Raw genomic sequence first — 19,046 nt, 5'->3', positions numbered from 1 at the left:
GCGCCGCGTGCGCGATCATCCACGTTCAGATCAGCAGACGCACAACCGCTTCGCCAGCCTGCATGTCTCCGGTTGCACGGTCGAACCTCAGGTACGCAATCGCGCGGTCTCCGGCCCGGGTGAACAGGGTGCCCGCAGGTTTCCCGTTGGCGGTGATTTCGGATCCGACCGGGGCGTCGCCTTCGATTTCGACTTGACGAAGTCCTTTGCGCAGCTCGGTTTTATGCTTCATCCGAGCTGTGACCTCTTGCCCGACATAACAGCCTTTCTTGAAGTCCAGACCGTTCAGTTCCTCGAAACCCGACTCGAGGATATAGCTGTCAGGCGTCAGTTCGATGCCGGTTTCCGGGATGCAATGAAGCACGCGGAGCGCGTTCCAATCGGTACCGTCATCACGTTCAGCATCGGTGGAATAGGCCCGCCAACCCAGTTGCGGGTGACGCGGATCGGGCAGGGCACCTGACGGAGCAAGCCCGGTGCCGCGTTGAAGGTTCAGATCTGTGCCTTCGATCGCGACATCGGCGCGCAGCTTGTACATGCTTAGGCGTTTGACCAGCCCATCGGCCAGGTCCTCTGCGACGTCCAGCAGGATCGCTTCACCATCGCGAAGCAGAAAGAAATCTGCCAGGTACTTGCCCTGCGGGGTCAGCAGGGCGGCATAGACCAGCCCGTCCTTCAACCGGTCCACATCATTGGTCACAAGCCCTTGCAAAAAGCTTTCGGTATCCGCCCCGGTCAGGCGCAAGATGCGGCGATTGGGCATGGGTTGGTCCTTATCATTTGTCTTGGCCCCGTGATATAGGGGTTCGCACCGCCATGACCAGAGGGTTTCGTTCGTGTCCGCGCCGATCAGCATTGTGATTCCCACTTTGAAAGCCGCTGCAGAATTGCCCCGCACGCTATCGGCGCTGATGGAGGGGTTGCATGCCGGTCTCATCCGCGAACTGATTGTCAGCGATGGCGGGTCCGATGATCTGACATTGGAGATTGCGGATGAAGCTGGCGCCAAGATCGTTTCCAGTCCGGCCTCACGCGGTGGCCAGTTGCTACGTGGTTGCGCGACCGCCAACGGGGAATGGCTGCTGATCCTGCATGCCGATACCGAACTACAACCAGGCTGGGCCGAGAAAGTCCGGGAGCATCTGCCAACTGGACGTCCGGCGGTCTTTCGGCTGCGGTTTCGCGCCACTGGTTTCGGTCCGACCTGGGTGGCCGGATGGGCCAATCTGCGCAGTCGCCTGTTTGGTTTGCCCTACGGGGATCAGGGATTGCTGGTCCGACGGCAGCTCTATACCGAAGCTGGCGGGTACCCGGATCAACCGCTGATGGAGGATGTCGCGCTGATCCGCGCTCTGCCGCGTGCGTCGGTCCTTTCAGTCGATGCGATCACGAGTGCGGAGCGTTATGCGCGCCGGGGCTGGTTGCGCCGGGGGGCGCGGAATCTGTGGACTCTGGCGCGGTACTATCTGGGTGTCGATCCTGAACGGCTGGCGCAGGCGTATCGGCGCTGAGCGTCGAGCGCAGTTCGACCACGGATTTGCCCAGACGGAAAGGGGCGGCGAAGCTAACGAGGCACAGCGCGATGATCTGCAACACCAGAATATGCGCATTGGCCTGCAGGTATTCCCACTCGTCCTTCAGCTTGCCGACCTGTTCGATCAGATCGTCATAGCTTTGTGCCAAAATCAGATAGTCGCCAGCGATAGCGGGCACTTTCCGCCGCATGTTGTCGATCGCGGCTTGGGTCGCGTCGTCCAGCGAGGTGAAAACGAGAAACTGCTCTATGTCGAAAGCATCCGCCTTGGCCGCCATCCCGCGCGCCTCTTCCTTGTCGTCGCGGGACTGGCGCCCGAAAAGGAACTGAAGCCCCTGCAGAGGGGCGACTTCGTTTGTGACAGCGATGAACAGCGGCAAATCAGCATTGCTGGCGGTTGACGCCGACAGAAACTCGACCTTGTCGCACAGTACGGCAGTGTCCGGATCATAGGCCGGATCGCAAAAGCGCAGACGGAACCGCGCCGCGTCGCGGTCGAAGGCCAGCGTTGCGGCATAAGCCACGTCAATCTGCCGGTCCAGCCGTGAACTGTCCGAGGTATAAAGCCCGGCCAGAACCGCAACCAGCGCACCGATCCCGCCCAGAACGACCCAGACCAGATCGGCCAGCTTCCACGCCCGGTGCCCCGCGGGTTTGCGAAACAGAAAGGCAGTGCCCACCAGCCCGGCCAGAAAGAACAGGATCAGCAGGGGCAGTTGATTTTCCGCGATAAATGTCATGGGGCCGAGTTTACGTCCTGCTTCATCGCTGGCAACACTCCTCACAGGCAGTTGTTGTCAGCTGTTCCCGCGCGCTGGACCCGTCACCGCGCTGCTAAGCCCTTGCCGACCGGCGTCTTGGTCTCTCATATTGGCGGTAACTGATAGGGGGAGAGAGCATTTCATGACCAAAGAGATTGTGCTGATCCACGGCGCGTTTGCCGGACCGTGGTGCATGGAGGATTACGCGAGTTTCTTTCGCGACCGGGGCTGGACGGTGCACACACCCGCGCTGCGCTATCATGGCGGCGACCCCAAGGCCGAGCCTGATCCGGGCCTGATCGATACCAGTGTGATGGATTACGCCGACGACATTGCCGCCTTCGTGCAAGGGCTGGGCAGCAAGCCAGTGCTGCTCGGCCATGCCATCGCGGGGGTGGTTGCACAGCAGGTGGCGTCGCGTGGATTGGCCAGCGCCATTGTTCTGATCAACCCGAACGCGGCCTGGGGGACGCTGCCCGAAACCGACGACGAACGCGCCGTGCCGCGCGCGCTCATGGAGGGTGGGGCGTTCTGGAAACAGCCCATGCGCGTCGATTTCGACCTGATGGCCCCCTTTGCGCTAAACAAAATGCCCGAGGTGCAACAGCATGAGGTGTTCGATCAACTAGGTGCTGAAAGCGGGCGGGTGATGTTCGAGATGTTCTTTTGGATGTTCGACGATCACCACGCGATGAAGGTTGATATCGACAAGGTCGATTGCCCGGTTTTGATCGTTTCCGGTACCGAGGATAGGGCCGTGAACCCCAACACCTGCCGCGCTTTGGCAAAGCTTTACGGAGACCGCGCGACTTTTTTGCCGGTCGAAAACCACGCGCATTTTCTGTTCATGGAGCCGGGGTGGGAAGGGCCAGCGGGGCAGATTGCGGAGTGGTTGAATGAGAAGGTGGGTTGAGAGCCCCGGCGGGACGAACAGATGGTAGCCATATTGCTGGCAACCTCGGGAATATCGGTAGCCTTTCTGTTGATCTCGGGATTTCGATGGAAGGGGTCAGGTTTCTACTTTGCGGACCCGACCTTGCTAGGCGTAGTTCAGAAAATCTTAGCGGAACGCCAAATGAAGTATGGAGAAGCTTGGACGAGCCGTATGAGTGTCGCTGAAACACTTCGACGTCTATACCTGTGCGTTGCGGTGCTCTTTGGGCTCTTGGTCTTGGGGCAAGTGGTCATGGCCCTTTGACTTCGGCTTGCAGATATTCCACCCATTGCTTGATGCAAAGCATCAAGCACGCGCCTGATCCGCCCCGACGGGCGGGCGCGTTCCGCACCCACCCTCGGGTCGTGCGCGAGGTTTATGGTGAAGTAGCCTAGGCGCTCCCTAGGTTCGTTGAACCCGGGCTATAGGAACGACAAGTTAAACATCGTGACGAAATTAGGATGTATTTCGGCTGAAATCACCAGCTTAACAAAGTTGCTATCCATTGCTTTGTCCTTGGGAGGAACAAGAAGACGGTCAGTTCGCACATTCAAATTGGTCACTAAATCATCGTCCTCCAATAGAACAAAAAACGGGTTCTCATCTGAACTTGGAGTTTCGTGCCCCCGCAGTTCGTTTTGATTGTTTGCCTTCCTCAATGCATCAAGCAGGGCTTTAATTCGATTATCGATATCACCTGCTTGATAGATAGATCCAGGTGGATCATGTCTTAAGAACAATATGTCTAAGCTACATTCTAGGTTCCATTGGGAACGTGCTAGAGGCACGAACCTATAGTCGCCCTCGACGTGCTGATCCGCTACTATGTCAACTAACGGTTCTTGTTCGCTTGCGTCTGGCGCCCAATATGCTGCGCCATCAGGCGCCCTATTCGATGCCTCAAAGTCAGAGCGCCAAGATTTCTTATTACTTAAAAACTCATTGGTTTCCCAAAAGTACTTCAATTGGGTATGAAATACCTTTCGGATAGTGTGGATATCGCCTGCTTTTCGGTGCTTTTGGTTGCCAACTGGATCGCGTTGAAGCGCGGGTAGTGGTCCCTCGTATGTAAGCCTAAGCCTCAATGCGTTTCACAACTCTCAAACATCCAACTCCTCCACAAACCGCGCGTTTTCCTGAATGTACTGGAACCGCAGTTCGGGTTTTTTGCCCATCAGGCGCTCGACCAGATCGCCGGTCTCGCCGGGTTCGTCCTCGTCAATCGTGACGCGGATCAGTTTGCGGGATGCCGGGTCCATCGTGGTTTCTTTCAGGTCCTTGGCGTCCATTTCGCCCAGACCTTTGAAGCGGGACACGTCGATTTTGCCTTTGCCGCCCAGACCTTTTTCCAGCCATTCGTCACGCTCGGCCTCGTCCAAGCAATAGACGCGTTTGGCGCCTTGGGTCAGGCGATACAAAGGCGGGCAGGCCAGATACAGGTGGCCTGCGTCGATCATCGGCCGCATCTGTGTAAAGAAGAACGTCATCAGCAGCGAGGCGATATGCGCCCCGTCCACATCCGCGTCGGTCATGATGATGATCTTGTCATAGCGCAGGTCATCGACGTTGAACTTGGTGCCAAGGCCCACACCCAGCGCTTGGGTCAGGTCGTTGATCTCGGCGTTCGTACCCAATTTCGAACTGGCCGCGCCCAGAACGTTCAGGATTTTGCCACGCAGGGGCAGCAGGGCCTGGGTTTTGCGGTCGCGGCCCATCTTGGCCGAGCCGCCCGCCGAGTCGCCCTCGACAATGAATAATTCTGTGCCGTCCCGTGTTGAACTACTACAGTCCACCAGCTTGCCGGGAAGACGAAGTTTCTTAGTGGCGGACTTGCGTTGTGTTTCCTTCTCGGCCCGTCGGCGCAGGCGTTCTTCGGCCCTCAGAATGAGGAAGTCGAGGATCGCCCCGGCGGATTTTGTATCCGCGGCGAGCCAGTTGTCGAAATGGTCGCGGACCGAGTTTTCAACCAGCCGCTGCGCCTCGACCGTGGCGAGTCGGTCTTTGGTCTGGCCGACGAATTCCGGCTCTCGGATGAAGCATGAGACCAGCGCGCAGCCGCCGGTGATCAGGTCATCGCGGGTGATCTGCGCGGCTTTCTTGTTGTTGATCAGCTCGCCATACGCCTTGATCCCTTTGAGGATCGCGGCCCAAAAGCCCGCCACGTGGGTGCCGCCTTCGGGGGTGGGGACGGTGTTACAGTAGGACTGGATGAACCCGTCGCGTGAAGGCGTCCAGTTGATGGCCCATTCGACCTTGCCGGGGGTGTTGAACTTTTCCTGAAAATCCACTGTGCCAGCAAAGGGCTGCTCGGCATAGGTGGACGAGCCGTTCATTGTCTCCTTCAGGTAATCGGACAGGCCACCGGGGAAGTGGAAGCTGGCTTCGGTCGGGGTTTCGCCGTCGTCGATGGCGGATTTCCAGCGGATTTCCACGCCCGAAAACAGGTAGGCCTTGGAGCGGATGGATTTGAACAGCCGCGCGGGTTTGAATTTGTGATGGCCGAAGATGTCCGCATCGGCGTGGAATGTCACCGTCGTGCCGCGCCGGTTGGGGGCCGCGCCGACCTTTTCGACAGGACCAAGCGGGACACCGCGCGAAAACCGTTGTTCGAACAGCTGCTTGTCGCGCGCGACCTGCACGACCATCGAATCCGACAGAGCGTTGACAACCGAGGCGCCGACGCCATGAAGACCACCCGAGGTCTGGTAGGCCTTGCCCGAGAATTTGCCGCCCGCGTGCAGGGTACACAGGATCACCTCAAGCGCGGATTTGTCGGGGAATTTCGGGTGTGGGTCGATCGGGATGCCACGTCCGTTGTCGCGCACGGTCAGGGCGTAGTCGGCATGCAGCTCAACCTCGATCCGGTTGGCGTGGCCTGCCACGGCCTCGTCCATCGAGTTGTCGAGGATTTCGGCCACCATATGGTGCAGTGCGCGCTCATCCGTGCCGCCGATATACATGCCGGGGCGTTTGCGGACAGGCTCCAGTCCTTCAAGCACCTCGATGGACGAGGCGTCATAGGTATTGGTCGCTTCTGGCGTCAACAGATCGTCGGGCATGGGTGCTGCTCTTGTTTTTGAGTTTCCCCCATTATGGCAGGTGATGTGGTCCGGGGGAAGAGGGGCGCGAGGTGTTGTGTGCTTTTGTCAGCCGCGTCAGAGCGACAACCAAAGCTCGCCTTTACGATACCCGCCGCCTATCGGTTTCTTGGTAGCCAGCACATCAGAATAGTCTTCAGCCCAATCGCGGAACCGGTCATTGGTGACGATGGCAGCGCCAAGGTCCTTTGCGGCCTGCAATACCAACGGGTCTGCCGGAGTGGCATTGGGTGCCACCAGAACCCGGCTTATTGGCAGTCCGAGGTGGGAAGCCAAAGCGCTGTCCTTCATGTAGTGCCCCGAGAGTTTGTACCCTGCGTTGGCGTCGAACACCACGCCGGGCGTAAGCCCAGCTTGGGTCAAGGTCGATATGACTTCGGCAACCGTGTCGATATTCGGGGTGCCGCCGTTCCAGTGCATCACGTTCGATCCGTCGATGATCGCCCAGTTCTTTGGCTGCCTGACATTGCGCAGCCATGTTTGGAATAGGATCAGGGCACTTGCCAGCGCACAGGGCACCGACAGCAACAGCCAATCAGCTGATAACAGATTCAGTATGGCAGCAAGCGTGCCGCACGCGGAGAAGATGAAGACGAAAAACAATAGGCGCACAGGGTCGGGCCGCTTCGAAAATTGAGTGTTGATGTATCGCAGGTATCTGACAAATTATCGCTAAAGCCAGGACAGGGCTAACGGTTTGGGTTCGGTTTGCAAAGTCGGAAATCGAAAGCGTGCAACATCGGATCAATAGGAGAGGCGCAGATGAGCTGGATAGCTACGATTCCATTCGAACATGCGACGGGGAAGCTGAAAAAACTCTATGAGCGGGTGACAGGCCCCGGAAACAACGTTGACAACATCATGATGGCGCACAGCCTTCGGCCCCATTCGATGGAAGGGCACATGGCGATGTACAAGGCTGTGCTGCACCACTCGGCGAACAAAATTCCGAAATGGTTTCTCGAAGTTCTTGGGGTTTGGGTCAGCTCGCTGAACCGCTGTGGCTATTGCGTCGAACATCATTTCAGTGGCTTGCAGCGCTTGCTGAACGACGCAGAACGAGGGGACGCGATCCGCGCAGCGATCGAGGCCAGACGCCTTGAAGACGCGCCTCTGGACAACGCGCAGATTGCCGCGATGCGGTATGCGCAAGTTTTGACCGAAGCTCCGGCGGAATTGACAGAGGCGGATATCGTTGCTCTGCGAGATGCAGGTTGGGATGATGGCGAGGTTTTGGAGATCAATCAGGTTTGCGCCTATTTCTCCTATGCCAACCGCACCGTTTTGGGATTGGGGTGTTCAACCGAAGGGGATGTGTTGGGACTTTCGCCCAACAATTCGGATAATCCTGATGATTGGGGACATCGGTGAGGGAGTAAGCGAGGGGCCAGCCCCTCGCGCACCCCGGAGTATTTTTGAAAAGATGAAGGATGGGGTTTTTGGGGGTATTTTGGGGGTGTAAAGATAAGTCAATTTGACACCAATCAAGGTGGGCATTCGAGGGGGCTGTTAAAGTTCGGCGCAAAGGCAACCCCGAGGAGAATGAACGCATGGATGCAGCGCCCAACACCACAGAAACCCCATCCCGGATCAATTCCGCAGCGCCGGTCTCGGCCGAGGTGCCATCGCCCAGTCCCGAGAAAATCCGGCAGGCGTTTGAGAGTGGCAAATATCCCTATGATCGCAAGCTGGCGCGCAAGGACTATGAGGCGCAGAAGGCCAAGCTGCAGGCGGAATTGCTGAAAGTTCAGCTGTGGGCGCAAGAGACTGGCCAGCGGTTCGTGTTGCTGTTTGAAGGGCGCGACGCGGCAGGTAAAGGCGGCACGATCAAGCGATTTATGGAGCATCTGAACCCCCGCCAGGCACGCGTTGTCGCACTGAACAAGCCTACCTGGGAAGAAAAGGGGCAATGGTACTATCAGCGCTATGTGCAAGAGTTGCCAACGGTCGGGGAAATGGTGTTCTACGACCGGTCTTGGTACAACCGCGCGGGTGTCGAGCGTGTTATGGGGTTCTGTACACCGAATGAGTATCTGGAATTCATGCGCCAGACGCCCGAGCTTGAACGTATGCTCGTGCGGTCCGGTATACAGCTTTACAAATATTGGTTTTCCGTCACCCAGCCTGAGCAGCAGCGCAGGTTCACAAGCCGCGAAACCGATCCGCTGAAGCAGTGGAAGCTCTCACCCATCGACAAGGCCAGTCTTGACAAGTGGGAGGACTATACCGAAGCGAAAGAAGCGATGTTCTTTTATACCGACACCGCAGACGCACCTTGGACGATCGTGAAATCGAATGACAAAAAGCGCGCGCGCCTGAATTGTATGCGCCATTTTCTGTCGACGCTCGATTATCCCGGCAAGGACGAAGCAATCGTTGGTGAACCCGATCCTCTGATCGTAGGTCAGGCGCACCATGTCATTCATCGATCGGACCACATTCTAGGAACTGCTCTGCATCCCGAGGCGCGCTCGGATTAGTATGAAAGCACGCAACGCAACGCGTGCTGCTGGCCAACTCGTCGGCCAGCCAACAAAAAAGTGAGTCTCATTTTGAAATTCACTTGATCCGCTCTTGTCCCGCGCCCTTGCCGAGAATAAGGCTGGGGCGATGATCAAGACGATGACATATCCCGCCCATTTTCGCGCCATTGCCGTGCTGGGCCTGCCGTTGGTCGGTGGGCATCTGGCGCAGTTCGCGATCGGCCTGACCGATACGGTCATGCTGGGCTGGTACGGTGTCGAAGCGTTGGCGGCTGTGACGTTGGCCACCAGCTACTATTTTGTGCTGTTTCTGTTTGGCGCGGGTTTCGGTTTGGCCGTTATGCCGATGGTCGCTACTGCCGCCGCTGAAGAGAACGAAACCAGCATCCGCAGATCAACCCGTATGGGATTGTGGCTGTCGCTGATCTACGCATCGGTGATGATGCCGTTGCTGTGGTGGTCCCATCCTATTCTGATCGCGCTGCAGCAAGAGCCGGACGTCGCACAAACGGCCTCGCAGTATCTGCGCGTGGCAGGGTGGGGGCTTTTTCCTGCGTTGCTTGTCATGGTTCTGAAGTCCTATCTCGCAGCACTTGAGCGGACGCAGATCGTTCTGTGGATCACGGTCGCGGCGGCGCTGGTGAATGCCGTGACGAATTATGCCTTCATCTTCGGCAACTGGGGCGCGCCGGAACTGGGCGTCATGGGCGCGGCCATAGCGTCGCTGGCGACGCAGTTCGTTTCGCTGATCTGCGTCGTGTTCTACGCGATACGCGCGCTGCCCGAACACAGCTTGTTTCAACGCTTTTGGCGTCCCGATTGGGAGATGTTCAGCAGCGTTCTGAAGCTTGGCGTTCCCATCGGTCTGACCTTGTTGGCCGAAGTTTCCTTGTTTGCGACCTCGGCGTTCATGATGGGCTGGATCGGGAAAGAGCCCTTGGCGGCGCACGGCATCGCGCTGAACCTCGCTTCGGCCGCATTCATGGTGCATCTGGGCCTGTCAAACGCGGCGACGATCCGGGCGGGCAACGCGCTGGGTCGGCGGGATCGGGCGCATCTCGAAAAAGGTGCGATCGCGGTGACCGCCATGTCACTGATCATTTCCTTCGTGACGATCACCCTGTTTTTGGTCTTCCCCGAGCCTTTGATTTCCCTGTTCATGCAATCTGACAACCCGCAGCGAGCGCAGATTCTGGCCATCGGGTCCGGGTTGCTGGCGATGGCGGCGCTGTTCCAGTTGGTTGATGGCGCGCAGGTCATTGCACTGGGTCTGTTACGCGGGCTCCAGGACGCCAAGATTCCGATGATCATGGCGGCCCTCAGTTACTGGGCGATCGGGATTCCGGCCTCGTACTACTTTGGCTTCGTGCAGGGCATGGAGGGGATCGGAATCTGGCTGGGGCTTGTGCTTGGGTTGGCCTGTGCCTCAGTGATGCTGATGGCACGGTTCTGGATGCGATCCGTGCGCACAGTAGGTGTGCCGGCCGAGTGAGCCCGGTCAGCCCTCGCGCATGCGGTCCGCTTTCTTTCGAACCAGAACCGACCTTAGATCATGCATCGCCATCAGCAGGCGGTCGGTAACGTCTTCCAGCTGTTCCGGTGTGGCCTTCGATTGCGCCCATTGCGTTGTCAGGTTCAGATAATCGACGGCGCGGTGGATGTCGTCGATGTCACGCTGCGCCAGCAATGTCTTGCGCTCGTCTATCCAGCGATTGATCTCGGCCTTGTCCGCGTCTGACAGCGTGCGTTGACCGTGCGGTTTGACTTCGCCATTGCGAATGTTGATGACCGCGATCTGATCCATTTCGATCCGCCGGTGGCGGTTTTCGGTGTCGATCCTGAACACGACCGCACCGTTTTCGCGCACACGGAAATAATACTCGGGCAACTCTGCCGACATTGTCCCTTCCTTCCGATCAGGTTAACGCCGCGCAGAAACGCTGTATGCGGGTGCAGGCCTCGGTCAACGCCTCGTCCGAGGTTGCATAGCTGACGCGGAAATTCGGTGACAACCCGAAAGCAGCGCCAAAGACTACGGCGACGTCGGCCTCTTCCAGCAACGCGGTGGCAAAAGCTTCGTCGTTTTCGATGACAGTACCCGCAGGCGTGGTCTTGCCAATCAGACCGGCGATCGAGGGGTAGACGTAAAACGCGCCTTCGGGTGTTGGGCAGGTGATGCCATCGATGGCATTCAGCATTTCGACCACAAGGTCGCGCCGCCGTTTGAACGTCTCATTATTCGGCGCCAGAAACGCCTGGGTTCCGTTCAGCGCTTCGACCGCCGCCCATTGGCTGACCGAACAGGGGTTCGAGGTCGACTGCGACTGGATCTTACGCATGGCAGCAATGATCTCAACCGGTCCCGCCGCGTATCCGATCCGCCAGCCGGTCATGGCATAGGCCTTGGAGACGCCGTTGCAGGTCAGCGTGCGGTCATAAAGGCCTGGTTCAACCTCGGCCGGGGTGCAGAACTCGAACCCGTCATAGGCCAGATGTTCGTACATGTCGTCCGACATGATCCAGACTTGGGGGTGGCGCATCAGAACGTCGGTCAGCGCCTTGAGCTCCGCGCGGCTGTACCCCGCTCCGGTGGGGTTCGAGGGCGAGTTGAAGATGAACCATTTCGTCTTTGGCGTAATCGCCGCTTCGAGCTGTTCCGGGGTCAGTTTAAAGCTGTTCTCCAGCTTGGTTTCGACCACCACCGGGGTGCCGCCAGCCAGCAGAACCATATCCGGATAGCTCACCCAATAGGGCGCGGGGATTACCACCTCGTCGCCGTCGTTCATGGTGGCCATCAGCGCGTTATACAGCGTCTGCTTGCCACCGGTGCCCACCGAAATCTGAGCGGGCGTATAGTCCAGCCCATGATCGCGCTTCATCTTGGCGCAGGCGGCTTGTTTCAACTCGGGGATGCCATCGGGTGCGGTATATTTGGTCTTGCCAGCGGCAATCGCGGCAACCGCCGCATCCTTGATGTTCTGCGGTGTATCAAAATCCGGTTCACCCGCGCTGAGGCCGATCACATCGCGCCCGGCGGCCTTCAATTCAGCCGCCTTTGCCGTCATCGCAATCGTGGGCGAGGGTTTTACGCGTGACAATGTCGCAGACAGGAAACTCATGGGTGGCCTCGGTTTGTATGTTCAGCCTGACTGTCATAGGGTGCGCCCGAATGACGATCAAGCCAAAGAGAGAATGGATTCGGAGACTTTGATGAGCGACGAGAACGACTGGTTCGGACCTGATGCAGCAACCTTCGGAGACCGGCTAGCCGGTGCGCGCGAGGCGGCTGGAATGACCCAATCCGACCTGGCGCGGCGTCTTGGCGTCAAGAAATCCACAATTGCCGGCTGGGAAAACGACCTGTCCGAACCACGCGCGAACCGTCTGTCGATGCTGGCCGGCATGGTCAATGTCTCGATCATGTGGCTGTTGACGGGTGAAGGCGAGGGGATGGAAGGCCCCTTTGATGGGGCCGAGGAAGCCCCGGAACTGGCCAGCCTTGCAGCGGAACTGCGTTCGATCCGCGGCGAGATGCGCTCGACCGCCGAACGCGCTGCCCGCCTTGAGAAAAAGCTGCGCCTGATGCTGGACCAATCCGCGTGACAGAACCCAGAGATATTCGCATCAAACGTATGAAAATGCGTGCGATGCGACGCGGCATCAAAGAAATGGACCTGATCCTGTCGGCTTATGCAGATCGCAATCTGGACGCGATGGATGCGAGTGGGCTGGATGTCTTTGACGCGCTGTTACACGAAAACGATCAGGACCTCTATCAATGGGTGACGGGGCAGGTTGCTGTACCGGGTCCATTTGCCGACCTAATTGCAGATATCGCGCAGACCTTTCAAAAATAACGAAAAATTCGCTTAACCGAATTTTGGGGAATTCCACTCATCCTGCCTGAAACAGGACGACTGAATCGGAGGGTCGGATGAGTATGGAAATGCAGGTCTCGGCGCCGGGCAATAAGGGTTTCATGGGCAGCTATCTTGAGGCGCTCGCCCTGGTCGAGCGCTTGCACCGGCTGCTTCTGGACGTCATCAAGGATGAGTTCGAACGGGTCGGCGTTCTTGAGATCAACGCCGTTCAGGCGCTGCTTTTGTTCAATATCGGCGATCACGAGGTAACCGCTGGTGAACTTAAAAGCCGTGGATACTATCAGGGCAGCAATGTCAGCTATAACCTCAAGAAACTGGTCGAAATGGGCTATATGCACCACCAGAGGTGCGAGATCGACAGACGCTCGGTCCGTGTACGCCTGACGCCGAGAGGCCGGGAAATCCGTGATATCGTCGCCGATTTGTTCGTGCGCCACGCAGATGGACTGCAAAGCCGAGGTGTGCTGGGTCCCGAAGGGATCGAGGATATCACAAGTTCACTGCGGCGCGTCGAACGGTATTGGACCGACCAAATCCGATATATCTACTGAGGCGGGATTGGCCGAACCGGCCAACCCCAAACAGGATCGCTTACCAGGTGCCGGTGTTGCCCATACTGGCCCAAGGCTCCGCCGGTTCCAACGCGTCACCATTTTGCAGCAGTTCGATTGATACATTGTCGGGTGAGCGGACAAAGGCCATGCGCCCGTCCCGTGGGGGGCGATTGATCACGACGCCATTGTCCTGAAGGTACTGGCACACTTCATAAATGTCGTCGACGCCATACGCCAGATGTCCGAAATGGCGGCTGTCACTGGGCAGCGCGTCATCGCCATCCCAATTATACGTCAATTCGATCGGTGCGTCCTTTTGCCCGGGCGGGGTCAAGAAGACCAATGTGAACCGGCCGGATTCGCTCTCGTAACGGCGCGTTTCCTCAAGCCCGAGTAGCTTGTAGAACGCCATCGACTTTTCCAGGTCCTTCACGCGGACCATGGTGTGAAGATATCTCAGCCCCATTGTGGCTTTCCTTATGCTGATTGTTATTTCCTGCAGCTTAGCGCGCAGTCTCGAACTGTCGAGAGGTCGGGTAGACACAAATCCGAAATAACGCAAATCACAGCACATCCTGCGGTTCCGATGAGCAAGTTGCCGATATATAGTGGTCGGCGACTCATTTCTGGAAAGGACCATTTCATGCCGCTGTCGTCCGACCAACTGGCCGAAATCGAAGAACAACGCACGTCGACAACTCCGACGCGCCGGGTTGTCGCCCAAGGTATGGAAGACCACCTGTACACCGCGCACCAGGTTCTGGATCACGGGTTTGTCCGTGTGATCGACTACATGGGCGACGACGCAGCAATCTGTCAGGCGGCGCGGGTGTCCTATGGTAAGGGTACGAAATCGGTCCAGAATGACGAGGGTCTGATCCGTTACCTCATGCGGCACTGGCATTCGACGCCGTTCGAAATGTGCGAAATCAAACTGCACGTCAAACTGCCGGTTTTCGTGGCGCGGCAGTGGATTCGCCACCGCACCGCCAATGTGAACGAATATTCCGCGCGGTATTCCATACTCGACCGCGAATTCTATATCCCGGCCCCCGAACACGTCGCCGCGCAATCCGAGGTGAACAATCAGGGGCGCGGGGATGCCTTGCAAGGGGAAGAGGCCGCGCGCGTTCTGGAAATCCTCAAGGCGGACAGCGCGCGGTGTTATGACAATTACGAGGCCATGATCGGGCAGGACGGACAGCAAGGTTTGGCGCGTGAACTGGCGCGGATGAACTTGCCGGCAAATATCTACACGCAGTGGTATTGGAAGGTCGACCTGCACAATCTGTTCCACTTCCTGCGTTTGCGCGCGGACCCGCATGCGCAGTATGAAATCCGCGTTTACGCCGACACCATGTGTAAAATTGCGGCCGACTGGGTGCCATTTGCCTACCGCGCCTTCGAAGACTACCGACTTGGCGCGGTGAATCTGTCTGCGCAGATGGTGAGCTGTTTGCGGCGGATGCTGGTCGGAGAAAACGTCACGCAGGAAAACTCTGGGATGACCGCGCGCGAGTGGCGCGAGTTTGAAGCGGTGATCCGCGAGACCTGATCGCGCATATCATTTGTCTATACGCTTTGTCATGAGTCTGTTACAACAGGGTCATGACCGACCCTTTGCGTACCCTTGCAATTGGCCTAGCCGTGACACTGGCCCAGCCAGCGCAGGCAAAGTCGCCGATTGCCGAGGTGATTTGCGAGCCGACGGAGGCTTTGCATGACAAGTTAACGCGCCAGTTCGGATCGCAACGCTCTGCTACGGGCGTACGTGGTCCGGAACAGATCATGGAGGTCTGGACCAACCGATCCGGGGGCTGGACCATGGTTGTGACCTATGCAACAGGCACATCCTGCATCGTAGCGATGGGGGAAGACTGGTCTACCCATACCCCCAAAGATCCCGCACGGGGATAGCGATACGGCGATGGCCAACGGCCGAAATCTGGCCGTTAACCTTCGTTGAAATACTCCGCCAATGACGGATAAGCAGTTACAATGGCTTCAAATCAGCTGCCATTTGACGTCCGTCGCGTCCGTCCTGCAATTCGTACGAGACTTTCTGGTTGTCTGCGAGCCCGGTCAGGCCCGAGCGTTCAACGGCTGAGATATGAACAAACACGTCTTTGCCGCCTTCATCGGGGGCGATAAACCCATAGCCTTTGGTGGTATTAAACCATTTCACGGTGCCAGTTGGCATTTCCCGTGTCTCCTTCTTCTTTCACGTTCGCCCGCAAATTGGCGGGGCTGTGGTTGGCGCGACCGCAACACATCACTGTTTCGCCCAAACGAGACGGCCCGAATTGCGTGTTTCACCTTTTTCAACATTGCACGGTGAAGTAAAAAATCAAGAACAACCGGGCTAAGATAAAGTTTTTGCCCAATTTTTAGAAACTATAGGAGCTTCGCCACCATGCGCCTTTACGGGTTGAAAACTTGCGACACTTGCCGCAAGGCATTGAAAAGCCTTCCGAATGCTGAATTCGTCGACGTCCGGGCGCAGGGCGTACCCGCCGAAGTGATGACGCGGGCGCTCGACGATTTCGGCAAGGCTTTGCTCAATACCCGTTCAACGACCTGGCGAGGATTGGATGAGCAGACGCGTGCGCGCCCGGTTCCCGAGTTGTTGGCCAATCATCCGACTCTGATGAAGCGCCCGTTGATCGAAACGGAAGGTCAGTTGCATCTGGGTTGGACGGAAGAAACACGCAAGAGCCTTGGCGTTGCCTGACGGACTACATATGTAACGCCCGCAACTTCGGAGAAGAATGAATGCGTAACGCAGCCATGATATTGGGCGTCATCGCCGGGCTGGTCGGAATGATCGTCGGTTTTTTCGGCTATGGTTTTGTCGAGTTCATCGATCGTTTCGGTGAAATCGATGGCATTGCCGAACAGGTTACCAACCCTGAACTGGTTCAAACTGCATCAATTCTGGCCCCCTTGCTGGCGCTTGTTGGTGGGGCGATGGCGCATGCGCGCGCTCTGGTTGCCGGGGTGCTGCTGCTCATCTCGGCGGCGGGCATGTATTATGCCTTCGGCTTTGGTGTCTTTACCATGTTCCCGATCGCCTTCGCCGGTGTGGCTGGGGTGCTTGGGCTGGCCGCTGGAAAACCGGACGAGCCCAAGGCACATTTCTAGGTCATTTCACGCGCAGGATGCGGTCAAGTGAAAGCGGACCTGCACCATTGATCACAATGACAAGCATGAGGAATGTCCACATCGTCCGCTGATCCAGAATATTGGGCGCGGCGGTGAAAAAATTGCCCAACTGCGCGCCATGGCCGGCGACGTCGACAATCGTCTGCACCCAGATAAAGCCGATCATGCCCAGTGCAGCAAGGCGTGAGAACAGCCCAACAAGCAGCAGCGCGGGAAGCAAAAACTCTGCCCATGTTCCCGCAACCGCGATGGCCCAGTGAAATACACCAAGCTGCGAGCTGTCATAGCTGACAGCCTCCATCGCCTTGGGGAAAATCTGTACATAGGCGCCATCCGAAGGAAACAGGAAGCCAAAGATCCCGCTGCCGAGCTTTGTAGTGGCGGAATTCCAATAATAGATCAGCAGGGTTGCCGCAAAGACCAGACGGGCCAGTGTCGGTGTAAGCCACCCCGAGGTTAGTTCTAGTTTTCCCAGAGTGTTGTTGTGTAAAGAGATCAGAGCGGTCATGTCTCCTGCCTTTCGATAGTCACGGAAGTTATTGCACTGCCTTGCAAAAGCAGCGCCAGAGTGGGTCCAAGGTCAAATTCGGGTGAATCGGTCAAGGTGGCTTCGAACGCGGCCCCGATGGTGTGCCCCTGCTGGATCAACCCGATCCAGACAGCACCTCCGGCAGGTAGAAGATCGGCCGCCGGATCGAATTCGGGCCGCGTGACCAGAACATCCTGCGCACCGGCCTGCGGTTTGGGGGCGTCGGGTTGCGTGTTGAATTGCCAGATCGAGTGGATCGGCCAGTCCGAAGAGATGATTTGGACCGCAGGCGCAAGCGTCAGTTTCGCCTGCATCAGGTCCTCGGGCGCGATGGCCAGTTGATCGGGGCTGATCGGGGTCTCATCAGCAGCGTGGTAGGCGCGACGCAGCACCAGCTCCAGCCGTGCGACATCCGGCAGATAACCCAAATGAGACAGCTGCTCCATACCGGCCAAAAACGCAGGGAATTCTTCCCCGTAAAACATCATCAGGGGTGAGGACGGTGGATGTTGACGCAGAAAAATCCCGGCCAAACCGTCCATGTTCTGCGGTCCTAAAAGCTTGGCAATGACCGGGAATGCCTGATGCAGCGCTTCCGTCAGCGAAACGGCCACATTGTTACGGTAGACGCTGAAACGTCGCCCGGCAGGCTGGTCCGCGGCATCCAGCAACCCGTCAGGGGCAGGGCGGCTGGCATCCAGCAAGGCCGCGTGGAAATCGGTCTGCGAAACGCTCATGCTGGGACCCTGTCCAACGCTGCTTGTGCGCGGTCAGCCTCGGCCCGCAGGGTCGGCCATTCAGGGACATCCGTGTCCCATTCGATCAGGACGGGTTTGGGACCGGACTTTGCCAGCACGTAGTCCAGTAGGCTCCAGACCGGGTCGACAACTTCACGCCCGTGGCTGTCGATCAGCAAGGGTTGGCCATGATCGTCTTCGTCTTCGTCATGTCCGCCAAGGTGGATTTCCTTAACCAGTTCCAGCGGGTAGTCGTCGATATAGCCTTGCGGCGCATAGTGCAGATTGGTGGCCGAGACGAAGACGTTGTTCACATCCAGCAACAGGCCACAGCCAGTGCGACGCGCAACTTCGCGCAGAAAATCAGGTTCGGACCACGTGCTTTCCTCGAACGCCAGATAGCTGGATGGGTTCTCCAGCAGCATTTGCCGCCCGACCACCTCTTGCACCTGATCGACATGATCACAGACCCGCGCCAGTGTGGTGTCGGTATAGGCCAGGGGCAGCAAGTCGTTCAGAAAGTGGCTGTCATGGGTCGACCAAGCCAGATGTTCGGAAAAACTGGCAGGGTTCAACCAGCCCACCAGATGTTTCAGGCGGGCCAGGTGATCGGGGTCCAACGGCGTTTCGCCACCAATCGAGAGGCCAACACCGTGGACGGAAATCGGGAATTTTTCGGAAAGGTGGCGCAGCTGCGCCAAAGGCCTGCCGCCATCGCCCATGTAGTTCTCGGCGTGAATTTCCAGCCATGCAACAGGTTTTGCGTGCTCAAGAATCTGCGTGAAATGCTGCGGTTTGTATCCGACACCGGGCGCGGCGGGCAAACGGTTCGACCTCAGAGCATCATCCAACATCTGGCAGTTCCTTGATCACGAAGAAAAGGGGCGGGCGATCATGCCCGCCCCATGAGTTCTTTGGGTCGACCTTATGCCGGCAGGTCGCGGTCCAGCGGCTCGAGCGAGCCTTTGCGGTTGTCCGGCAGTTCGATATCGGCACAGGTGCCTGCGTCGACCAGGGTCCAGGCGTTGCCCTGATAATCAACGGTCGATGTGCCCGCGCAGGTTGTGCCGGGGCCTGCGGCACAGTCGTTCTGACCGGCCAGCGAAACGCCATAGCATTTCTCTTTGGCTTGTGCAGAGGCGGTTGTGGCGGCGCCCGATACGGCTGCTGCGACAGCGCTTGCGATAACCAGGGTTTTTGCGGTGTTCGACATCTCGGTAATCCCTTTTGATGACTGCGTATGTCTGCTTGTGACATTGACAAGGTAGTTGCTTAACCCGGGCAGGTGAATTCACGAGCCCGTGTCTCACAACCCCGTCAAAGACCGTCATGGCCCCTTGAAGGGTAACAAACTGTTTTTGAATTGAAAATTA

At 57.8% G+C, this 19,046-nt stretch carries 23 protein-coding genes and 1 pseudogene; 12 read left to right on the top strand and 12 right to left on the bottom strand.

Annotated features, from left to right (window positions below):
- Positions 1–25: 25 nt before the first annotated feature.
- Complete coding sequence (gene ygfZ, locus ACR0LX_RS04475; protein ID WP_480782729.1) at positions 26–763, bottom strand: CAF17-like 4Fe-4S cluster assembly/insertion protein YgfZ; 738 nt, start codon at positions 761–763, stop codon at positions 26–28.
- Positions 764–836: 73 nt separating this feature from the next.
- On the opposite strand from ygfZ, the gene ACR0LX_RS04470 reads away from it, so the two are divergent.
- The gene (locus tag ACR0LX_RS04470; RefSeq protein WP_480782728.1) at positions 837–1,511 is read left to right on the top strand and encodes a TIGR04283 family arsenosugar biosynthesis glycosyltransferase; all 675 of its coding nucleotides are present in this window, start codon (positions 837–839) and stop codon (positions 1,509–1,511) included.
- A gap of 7 nt (positions 1,512–1,518) precedes the next feature.
- Here ACR0LX_RS04470 and ACR0LX_RS04465 read toward each other — a convergent pair.
- Positions 1,519–2,274, bottom strand: a pseudogene (locus ACR0LX_RS04465) (hypothetical protein); the annotation flags it as partial.
- A 163-nt stretch (positions 2,275–2,437) separates the two neighbouring features.
- Between ACR0LX_RS04465 and ACR0LX_RS04460 the strand changes: the two are divergent.
- On the top strand, positions 2,438–3,208 hold the full coding sequence (locus ACR0LX_RS04460) for an alpha/beta hydrolase (protein ID WP_480782727.1): 771 nt from the start codon (positions 2,438–2,440) through the stop codon (positions 3,206–3,208).
- 1,121 nt (positions 3,209–4,329) lie between these two features.
- On the opposite strand, the gene parE is transcribed toward ACR0LX_RS04460, so the two are convergent.
- Both parE and ACR0LX_RS04450 read right to left on the bottom strand, forming a co-directional pair.
- A complete protein-coding gene (gene parE / locus ACR0LX_RS04455) occupies positions 4,330–6,288 on the bottom strand; it encodes a DNA topoisomerase IV subunit B (RefSeq protein ID WP_480782726.1) in 1,959 nt (652 codons plus the stop codon).
- Positions 6,289–6,384: 96 nt separating this feature from the next.
- Entirely contained in the window at positions 6,385–6,939 is a 555-nt protein-coding gene (locus ACR0LX_RS04450) for an NYN domain-containing protein (RefSeq protein ID WP_480782725.1), read from the bottom strand.
- Positions 6,940–7,089: 150 nt separating this feature from the next.
- Between ACR0LX_RS04450 and ACR0LX_RS04445 the strand changes: the two genes are divergently transcribed.
- The 3 genes from ACR0LX_RS04445 (at position 7,090) to ACR0LX_RS04435 (ending at position 10,302) form a co-directional block, all read left to right on the top strand.
- Complete coding sequence (locus tag ACR0LX_RS04445) at positions 7,090–7,698, top strand: carboxymuconolactone decarboxylase family protein (protein ID WP_480782724.1); 609 nt, start codon at positions 7,090–7,092, stop codon at positions 7,696–7,698.
- A gap of 179 nt (positions 7,699–7,877) precedes the next feature.
- Positions 7,878–8,807 (top strand): polyphosphate kinase 2, encoded by a 930-nt coding sequence (gene ppk2 / locus ACR0LX_RS04440; RefSeq protein ID WP_480782723.1) that lies wholly within the window; start codon positions 7,878–7,880, stop codon positions 8,805–8,807.
- A gap of 142 nt (positions 8,808–8,949) precedes the next feature.
- Entirely contained in the window at positions 8,950–10,302 is a 1,353-nt protein-coding gene (locus tag ACR0LX_RS04435; protein WP_480782722.1) for an MATE family efflux transporter, read from the top strand.
- A gap of 6 nt (positions 10,303–10,308) precedes the next feature.
- On the opposite strand, the gene ACR0LX_RS04430 is transcribed toward ACR0LX_RS04435, so the two are convergent.
- Both ACR0LX_RS04430 and ACR0LX_RS04425 read right to left on the bottom strand, forming a co-directional pair.
- On the bottom strand, positions 10,309–10,710 hold the full coding sequence (locus ACR0LX_RS04430) for a hypothetical protein (protein ID WP_480782721.1): 402 nt from the start codon (positions 10,708–10,710) through the stop codon (positions 10,309–10,311).
- A gap of 16 nt (positions 10,711–10,726) precedes the next feature.
- Positions 10,727–11,929: a pyridoxal phosphate-dependent aminotransferase gene (locus ACR0LX_RS04425; RefSeq protein WP_480782720.1), complete on the bottom strand. Its 1,203-nt coding sequence runs from the start codon at positions 11,927–11,929 to the stop codon at positions 10,727–10,729.
- Between the two features lie 91 nt (positions 11,930–12,020).
- Between ACR0LX_RS04425 and ACR0LX_RS04420 the strand changes: the two genes are divergently transcribed.
- From ACR0LX_RS04420 to ACR0LX_RS04410, 3 genes are all read left to right on the top strand, one after another.
- Positions 12,021–12,413: a helix-turn-helix domain-containing protein gene (locus tag ACR0LX_RS04420; RefSeq protein WP_480570722.1), complete on the top strand. Its 393-nt coding sequence runs from the start codon at positions 12,021–12,023 to the stop codon at positions 12,411–12,413.
- Positions 12,410–12,667 (top strand): FAD assembly factor SdhE, encoded by a 258-nt coding sequence (locus ACR0LX_RS04415; RefSeq protein WP_480782719.1) that lies wholly within the window; start codon positions 12,410–12,412, stop codon positions 12,665–12,667. The genes ACR0LX_RS04420 and ACR0LX_RS04415 overlap by 4 nt, the downstream gene beginning before the upstream one ends.
- Before the next feature lie 77 nt (positions 12,668–12,744).
- Complete coding sequence (locus ACR0LX_RS04410) at positions 12,745–13,242, top strand: MarR family winged helix-turn-helix transcriptional regulator (protein WP_480782718.1); 498 nt, start codon at positions 12,745–12,747, stop codon at positions 13,240–13,242.
- 40 nt (positions 13,243–13,282) lie between these two features.
- On the opposite strand, the gene ACR0LX_RS04405 is transcribed toward ACR0LX_RS04410, so the two are convergent.
- A complete protein-coding gene (locus ACR0LX_RS04405; protein ID WP_480782717.1) occupies positions 13,283–13,711 on the bottom strand; it encodes a VOC family protein in 429 nt (142 codons plus the stop codon).
- Between the two features lie 177 nt (positions 13,712–13,888).
- Between ACR0LX_RS04405 and thyX the strand changes: the two genes are divergently transcribed.
- Together thyX and ACR0LX_RS04395 are read left to right on the top strand one after the other, a co-directional pair.
- Positions 13,889–14,800 carry an FAD-dependent thymidylate synthase gene (gene thyX, locus ACR0LX_RS04400; protein ID WP_480782716.1) on the top strand — a complete coding sequence of 304 codons (912 nt, stop codon included), beginning with the start codon at positions 13,889–13,891 and terminating at the stop codon, positions 14,798–14,800.
- 53 nt (positions 14,801–14,853) lie between these two features.
- Entirely contained in the window at positions 14,854–15,162 is a 309-nt protein-coding gene (locus ACR0LX_RS04395; RefSeq protein WP_480782715.1) for a hypothetical protein, read from the top strand.
- Positions 15,163–15,238: 76 nt separating this feature from the next.
- On the opposite strand, the gene ACR0LX_RS04390 is transcribed toward ACR0LX_RS04395, so the two are convergent.
- Positions 15,239–15,445 carry a cold-shock protein gene (locus ACR0LX_RS04390; RefSeq protein WP_008758035.1) on the bottom strand — a complete coding sequence of 69 codons (207 nt, stop codon included), beginning with the start codon at positions 15,443–15,445 and terminating at the stop codon, positions 15,239–15,241.
- Between the two features lie 213 nt (positions 15,446–15,658).
- Here ACR0LX_RS04390 and ACR0LX_RS04385 point away from each other — a divergent pair, with 213 nt between their 5' ends.
- Together ACR0LX_RS04385 and ACR0LX_RS04380 are read left to right on the top strand one after the other, a co-directional pair.
- Positions 15,659–15,976, top strand: coding sequence for an ArsC/Spx/MgsR family protein (locus tag ACR0LX_RS04385; protein ID WP_480782714.1), 318 nt, complete (start codon positions 15,659–15,661; stop codon positions 15,974–15,976).
- A gap of 41 nt (positions 15,977–16,017) precedes the next feature.
- Positions 16,018–16,386, top strand: a complete 369-nt coding sequence (locus ACR0LX_RS04380) for a hypothetical protein (protein WP_480570702.1) — start codon at positions 16,018–16,020, stop codon at positions 16,384–16,386.
- Position 16,387: 1 nt separating this feature from the next.
- On the opposite strand, the gene ACR0LX_RS04375 is transcribed toward ACR0LX_RS04380, so the two are convergent.
- The 4 genes from ACR0LX_RS04375 to ACR0LX_RS04360 all read right to left on the bottom strand — a co-directional run bounded on the left by ACR0LX_RS04375 (position 16,388) and on the right by ACR0LX_RS04360 (position 18,886).
- Positions 16,388–16,915, bottom strand: a complete 528-nt coding sequence (locus ACR0LX_RS04375) for a hypothetical protein (protein WP_480570699.1) — start codon at positions 16,913–16,915, stop codon at positions 16,388–16,390.
- Positions 16,912–17,673 carry an HvfC/BufC N-terminal domain-containing protein gene (locus ACR0LX_RS04370; protein WP_480782713.1) on the bottom strand — a complete coding sequence of 254 codons (762 nt, stop codon included), beginning with the start codon at positions 17,671–17,673 and terminating at the stop codon, positions 16,912–16,914. Before ACR0LX_RS04370 ends, ACR0LX_RS04375 begins: the two co-directional genes overlap by 4 nt.
- Complete coding sequence (gene bufB / locus ACR0LX_RS04365; RefSeq protein WP_480782712.1) at positions 17,670–18,527, bottom strand: MNIO family bufferin maturase; 858 nt, start codon at positions 18,525–18,527, stop codon at positions 17,670–17,672. The genes ACR0LX_RS04370 and bufB overlap by 4 nt, the downstream gene beginning before the upstream one ends.
- Positions 18,528–18,598: 71 nt before the next feature.
- Positions 18,599–18,886: a BufA1 family periplasmic bufferin-type metallophore gene (locus ACR0LX_RS04360; RefSeq protein WP_039531480.1), complete on the bottom strand. Its 288-nt coding sequence runs from the start codon at positions 18,884–18,886 to the stop codon at positions 18,599–18,601.
- Positions 18,887–19,046 lie beyond the last annotated feature (160 nt).

This window comes from Ruegeria sp. CH11 (assembly GCF_056537105.1).
Note: the sequence above shows the minus strand (reverse complement) of the source record. Positions and strands in the feature narration are given on the sequence as shown.

Excerpts from the sequence above, each read along its gene's own strand:
- parE (WP_480782726.1), bottom strand. The coding sequence starts at position 6,288 with ATGCCCGACGATCTGTTGACGCCAGAAGCGACCAATACCTATGACGCC.
- ACR0LX_RS04380 (WP_480570702.1), top strand. The coding sequence starts at position 16,018 with ATGCGTAACGCAGCCATGATATTGGGCGTCATCGCCGGGCTGGTCGGA.
- thyX (WP_480782716.1), top strand. The coding sequence starts at position 13,889 with ATGCCGCTGTCGTCCGACCAACTGGCCGAAATCGAAGAACAACGCACG.
- ACR0LX_RS04410 (WP_480782718.1), top strand. The coding sequence starts at position 12,745 with ATGAGTATGGAAATGCAGGTCTCGGCGCCGGGCAATAAGGGTTTCATG.
- ygfZ (WP_480782729.1), bottom strand. The coding sequence starts at position 763 with ATGCCCAATCGCCGCATCTTGCGCCTGACCGGGGCGGATACCGAAAGC.
- ACR0LX_RS04430 (WP_480782721.1), bottom strand. The coding sequence starts at position 10,710 with ATGTCGGCAGAGTTGCCCGAGTATTATTTCCGTGTGCGCGAAAACGGT.
- ACR0LX_RS04375 (WP_480570699.1), bottom strand. The coding sequence starts at position 16,915 with ATGACCGCTCTGATCTCTTTACACAACAACACTCTGGGAAAACTAGAA.
- ACR0LX_RS04370 (WP_480782713.1), bottom strand. The coding sequence starts at position 17,673 with ATGAGCGTTTCGCAGACCGATTTCCACGCGGCCTTGCTGGATGCCAGC.
- bufB (WP_480782712.1), bottom strand. The coding sequence starts at position 18,527 with ATGTTGGATGATGCTCTGAGGTCGAACCGTTTGCCCGCCGCGCCCGGT.
- ACR0LX_RS04385 (WP_480782714.1), top strand. The coding sequence starts at position 15,659 with ATGCGCCTTTACGGGTTGAAAACTTGCGACACTTGCCGCAAGGCATTG.
- ACR0LX_RS04445 (WP_480782724.1), top strand. The coding sequence starts at position 7,090 with ATGAGCTGGATAGCTACGATTCCATTCGAACATGCGACGGGGAAGCTG.
- ACR0LX_RS04435 (WP_480782722.1), top strand. The coding sequence starts at position 8,950 with ATGACATATCCCGCCCATTTTCGCGCCATTGCCGTGCTGGGCCTGCCG.
- ACR0LX_RS04460 (WP_480782727.1), top strand. The coding sequence starts at position 2,438 with ATGACCAAAGAGATTGTGCTGATCCACGGCGCGTTTGCCGGACCGTGG.
- ACR0LX_RS04420 (WP_480570722.1), top strand. The coding sequence starts at position 12,021 with ATGAGCGACGAGAACGACTGGTTCGGACCTGATGCAGCAACCTTCGGA.
- ACR0LX_RS04395 (WP_480782715.1), top strand. The coding sequence starts at position 14,854 with ATGACCGACCCTTTGCGTACCCTTGCAATTGGCCTAGCCGTGACACTG.
- ACR0LX_RS04425 (WP_480782720.1), bottom strand. The coding sequence starts at position 11,929 with ATGAGTTTCCTGTCTGCGACATTGTCACGCGTAAAACCCTCGCCCACG.
- ppk2 (WP_480782723.1), top strand. The coding sequence starts at position 7,878 with ATGGATGCAGCGCCCAACACCACAGAAACCCCATCCCGGATCAATTCC.
- ACR0LX_RS04405 (WP_480782717.1), bottom strand. The coding sequence starts at position 13,711 with ATGGGGCTGAGATATCTTCACACCATGGTCCGCGTGAAGGACCTGGAA.
- ACR0LX_RS04390 (WP_008758035.1), bottom strand. The coding sequence starts at position 15,445 with ATGCCAACTGGCACCGTGAAATGGTTTAATACCACCAAAGGCTATGGG.
- ACR0LX_RS04360 (WP_039531480.1), bottom strand. The coding sequence starts at position 18,886 with ATGTCGAACACCGCAAAAACCCTGGTTATCGCAAGCGCTGTCGCAGCA.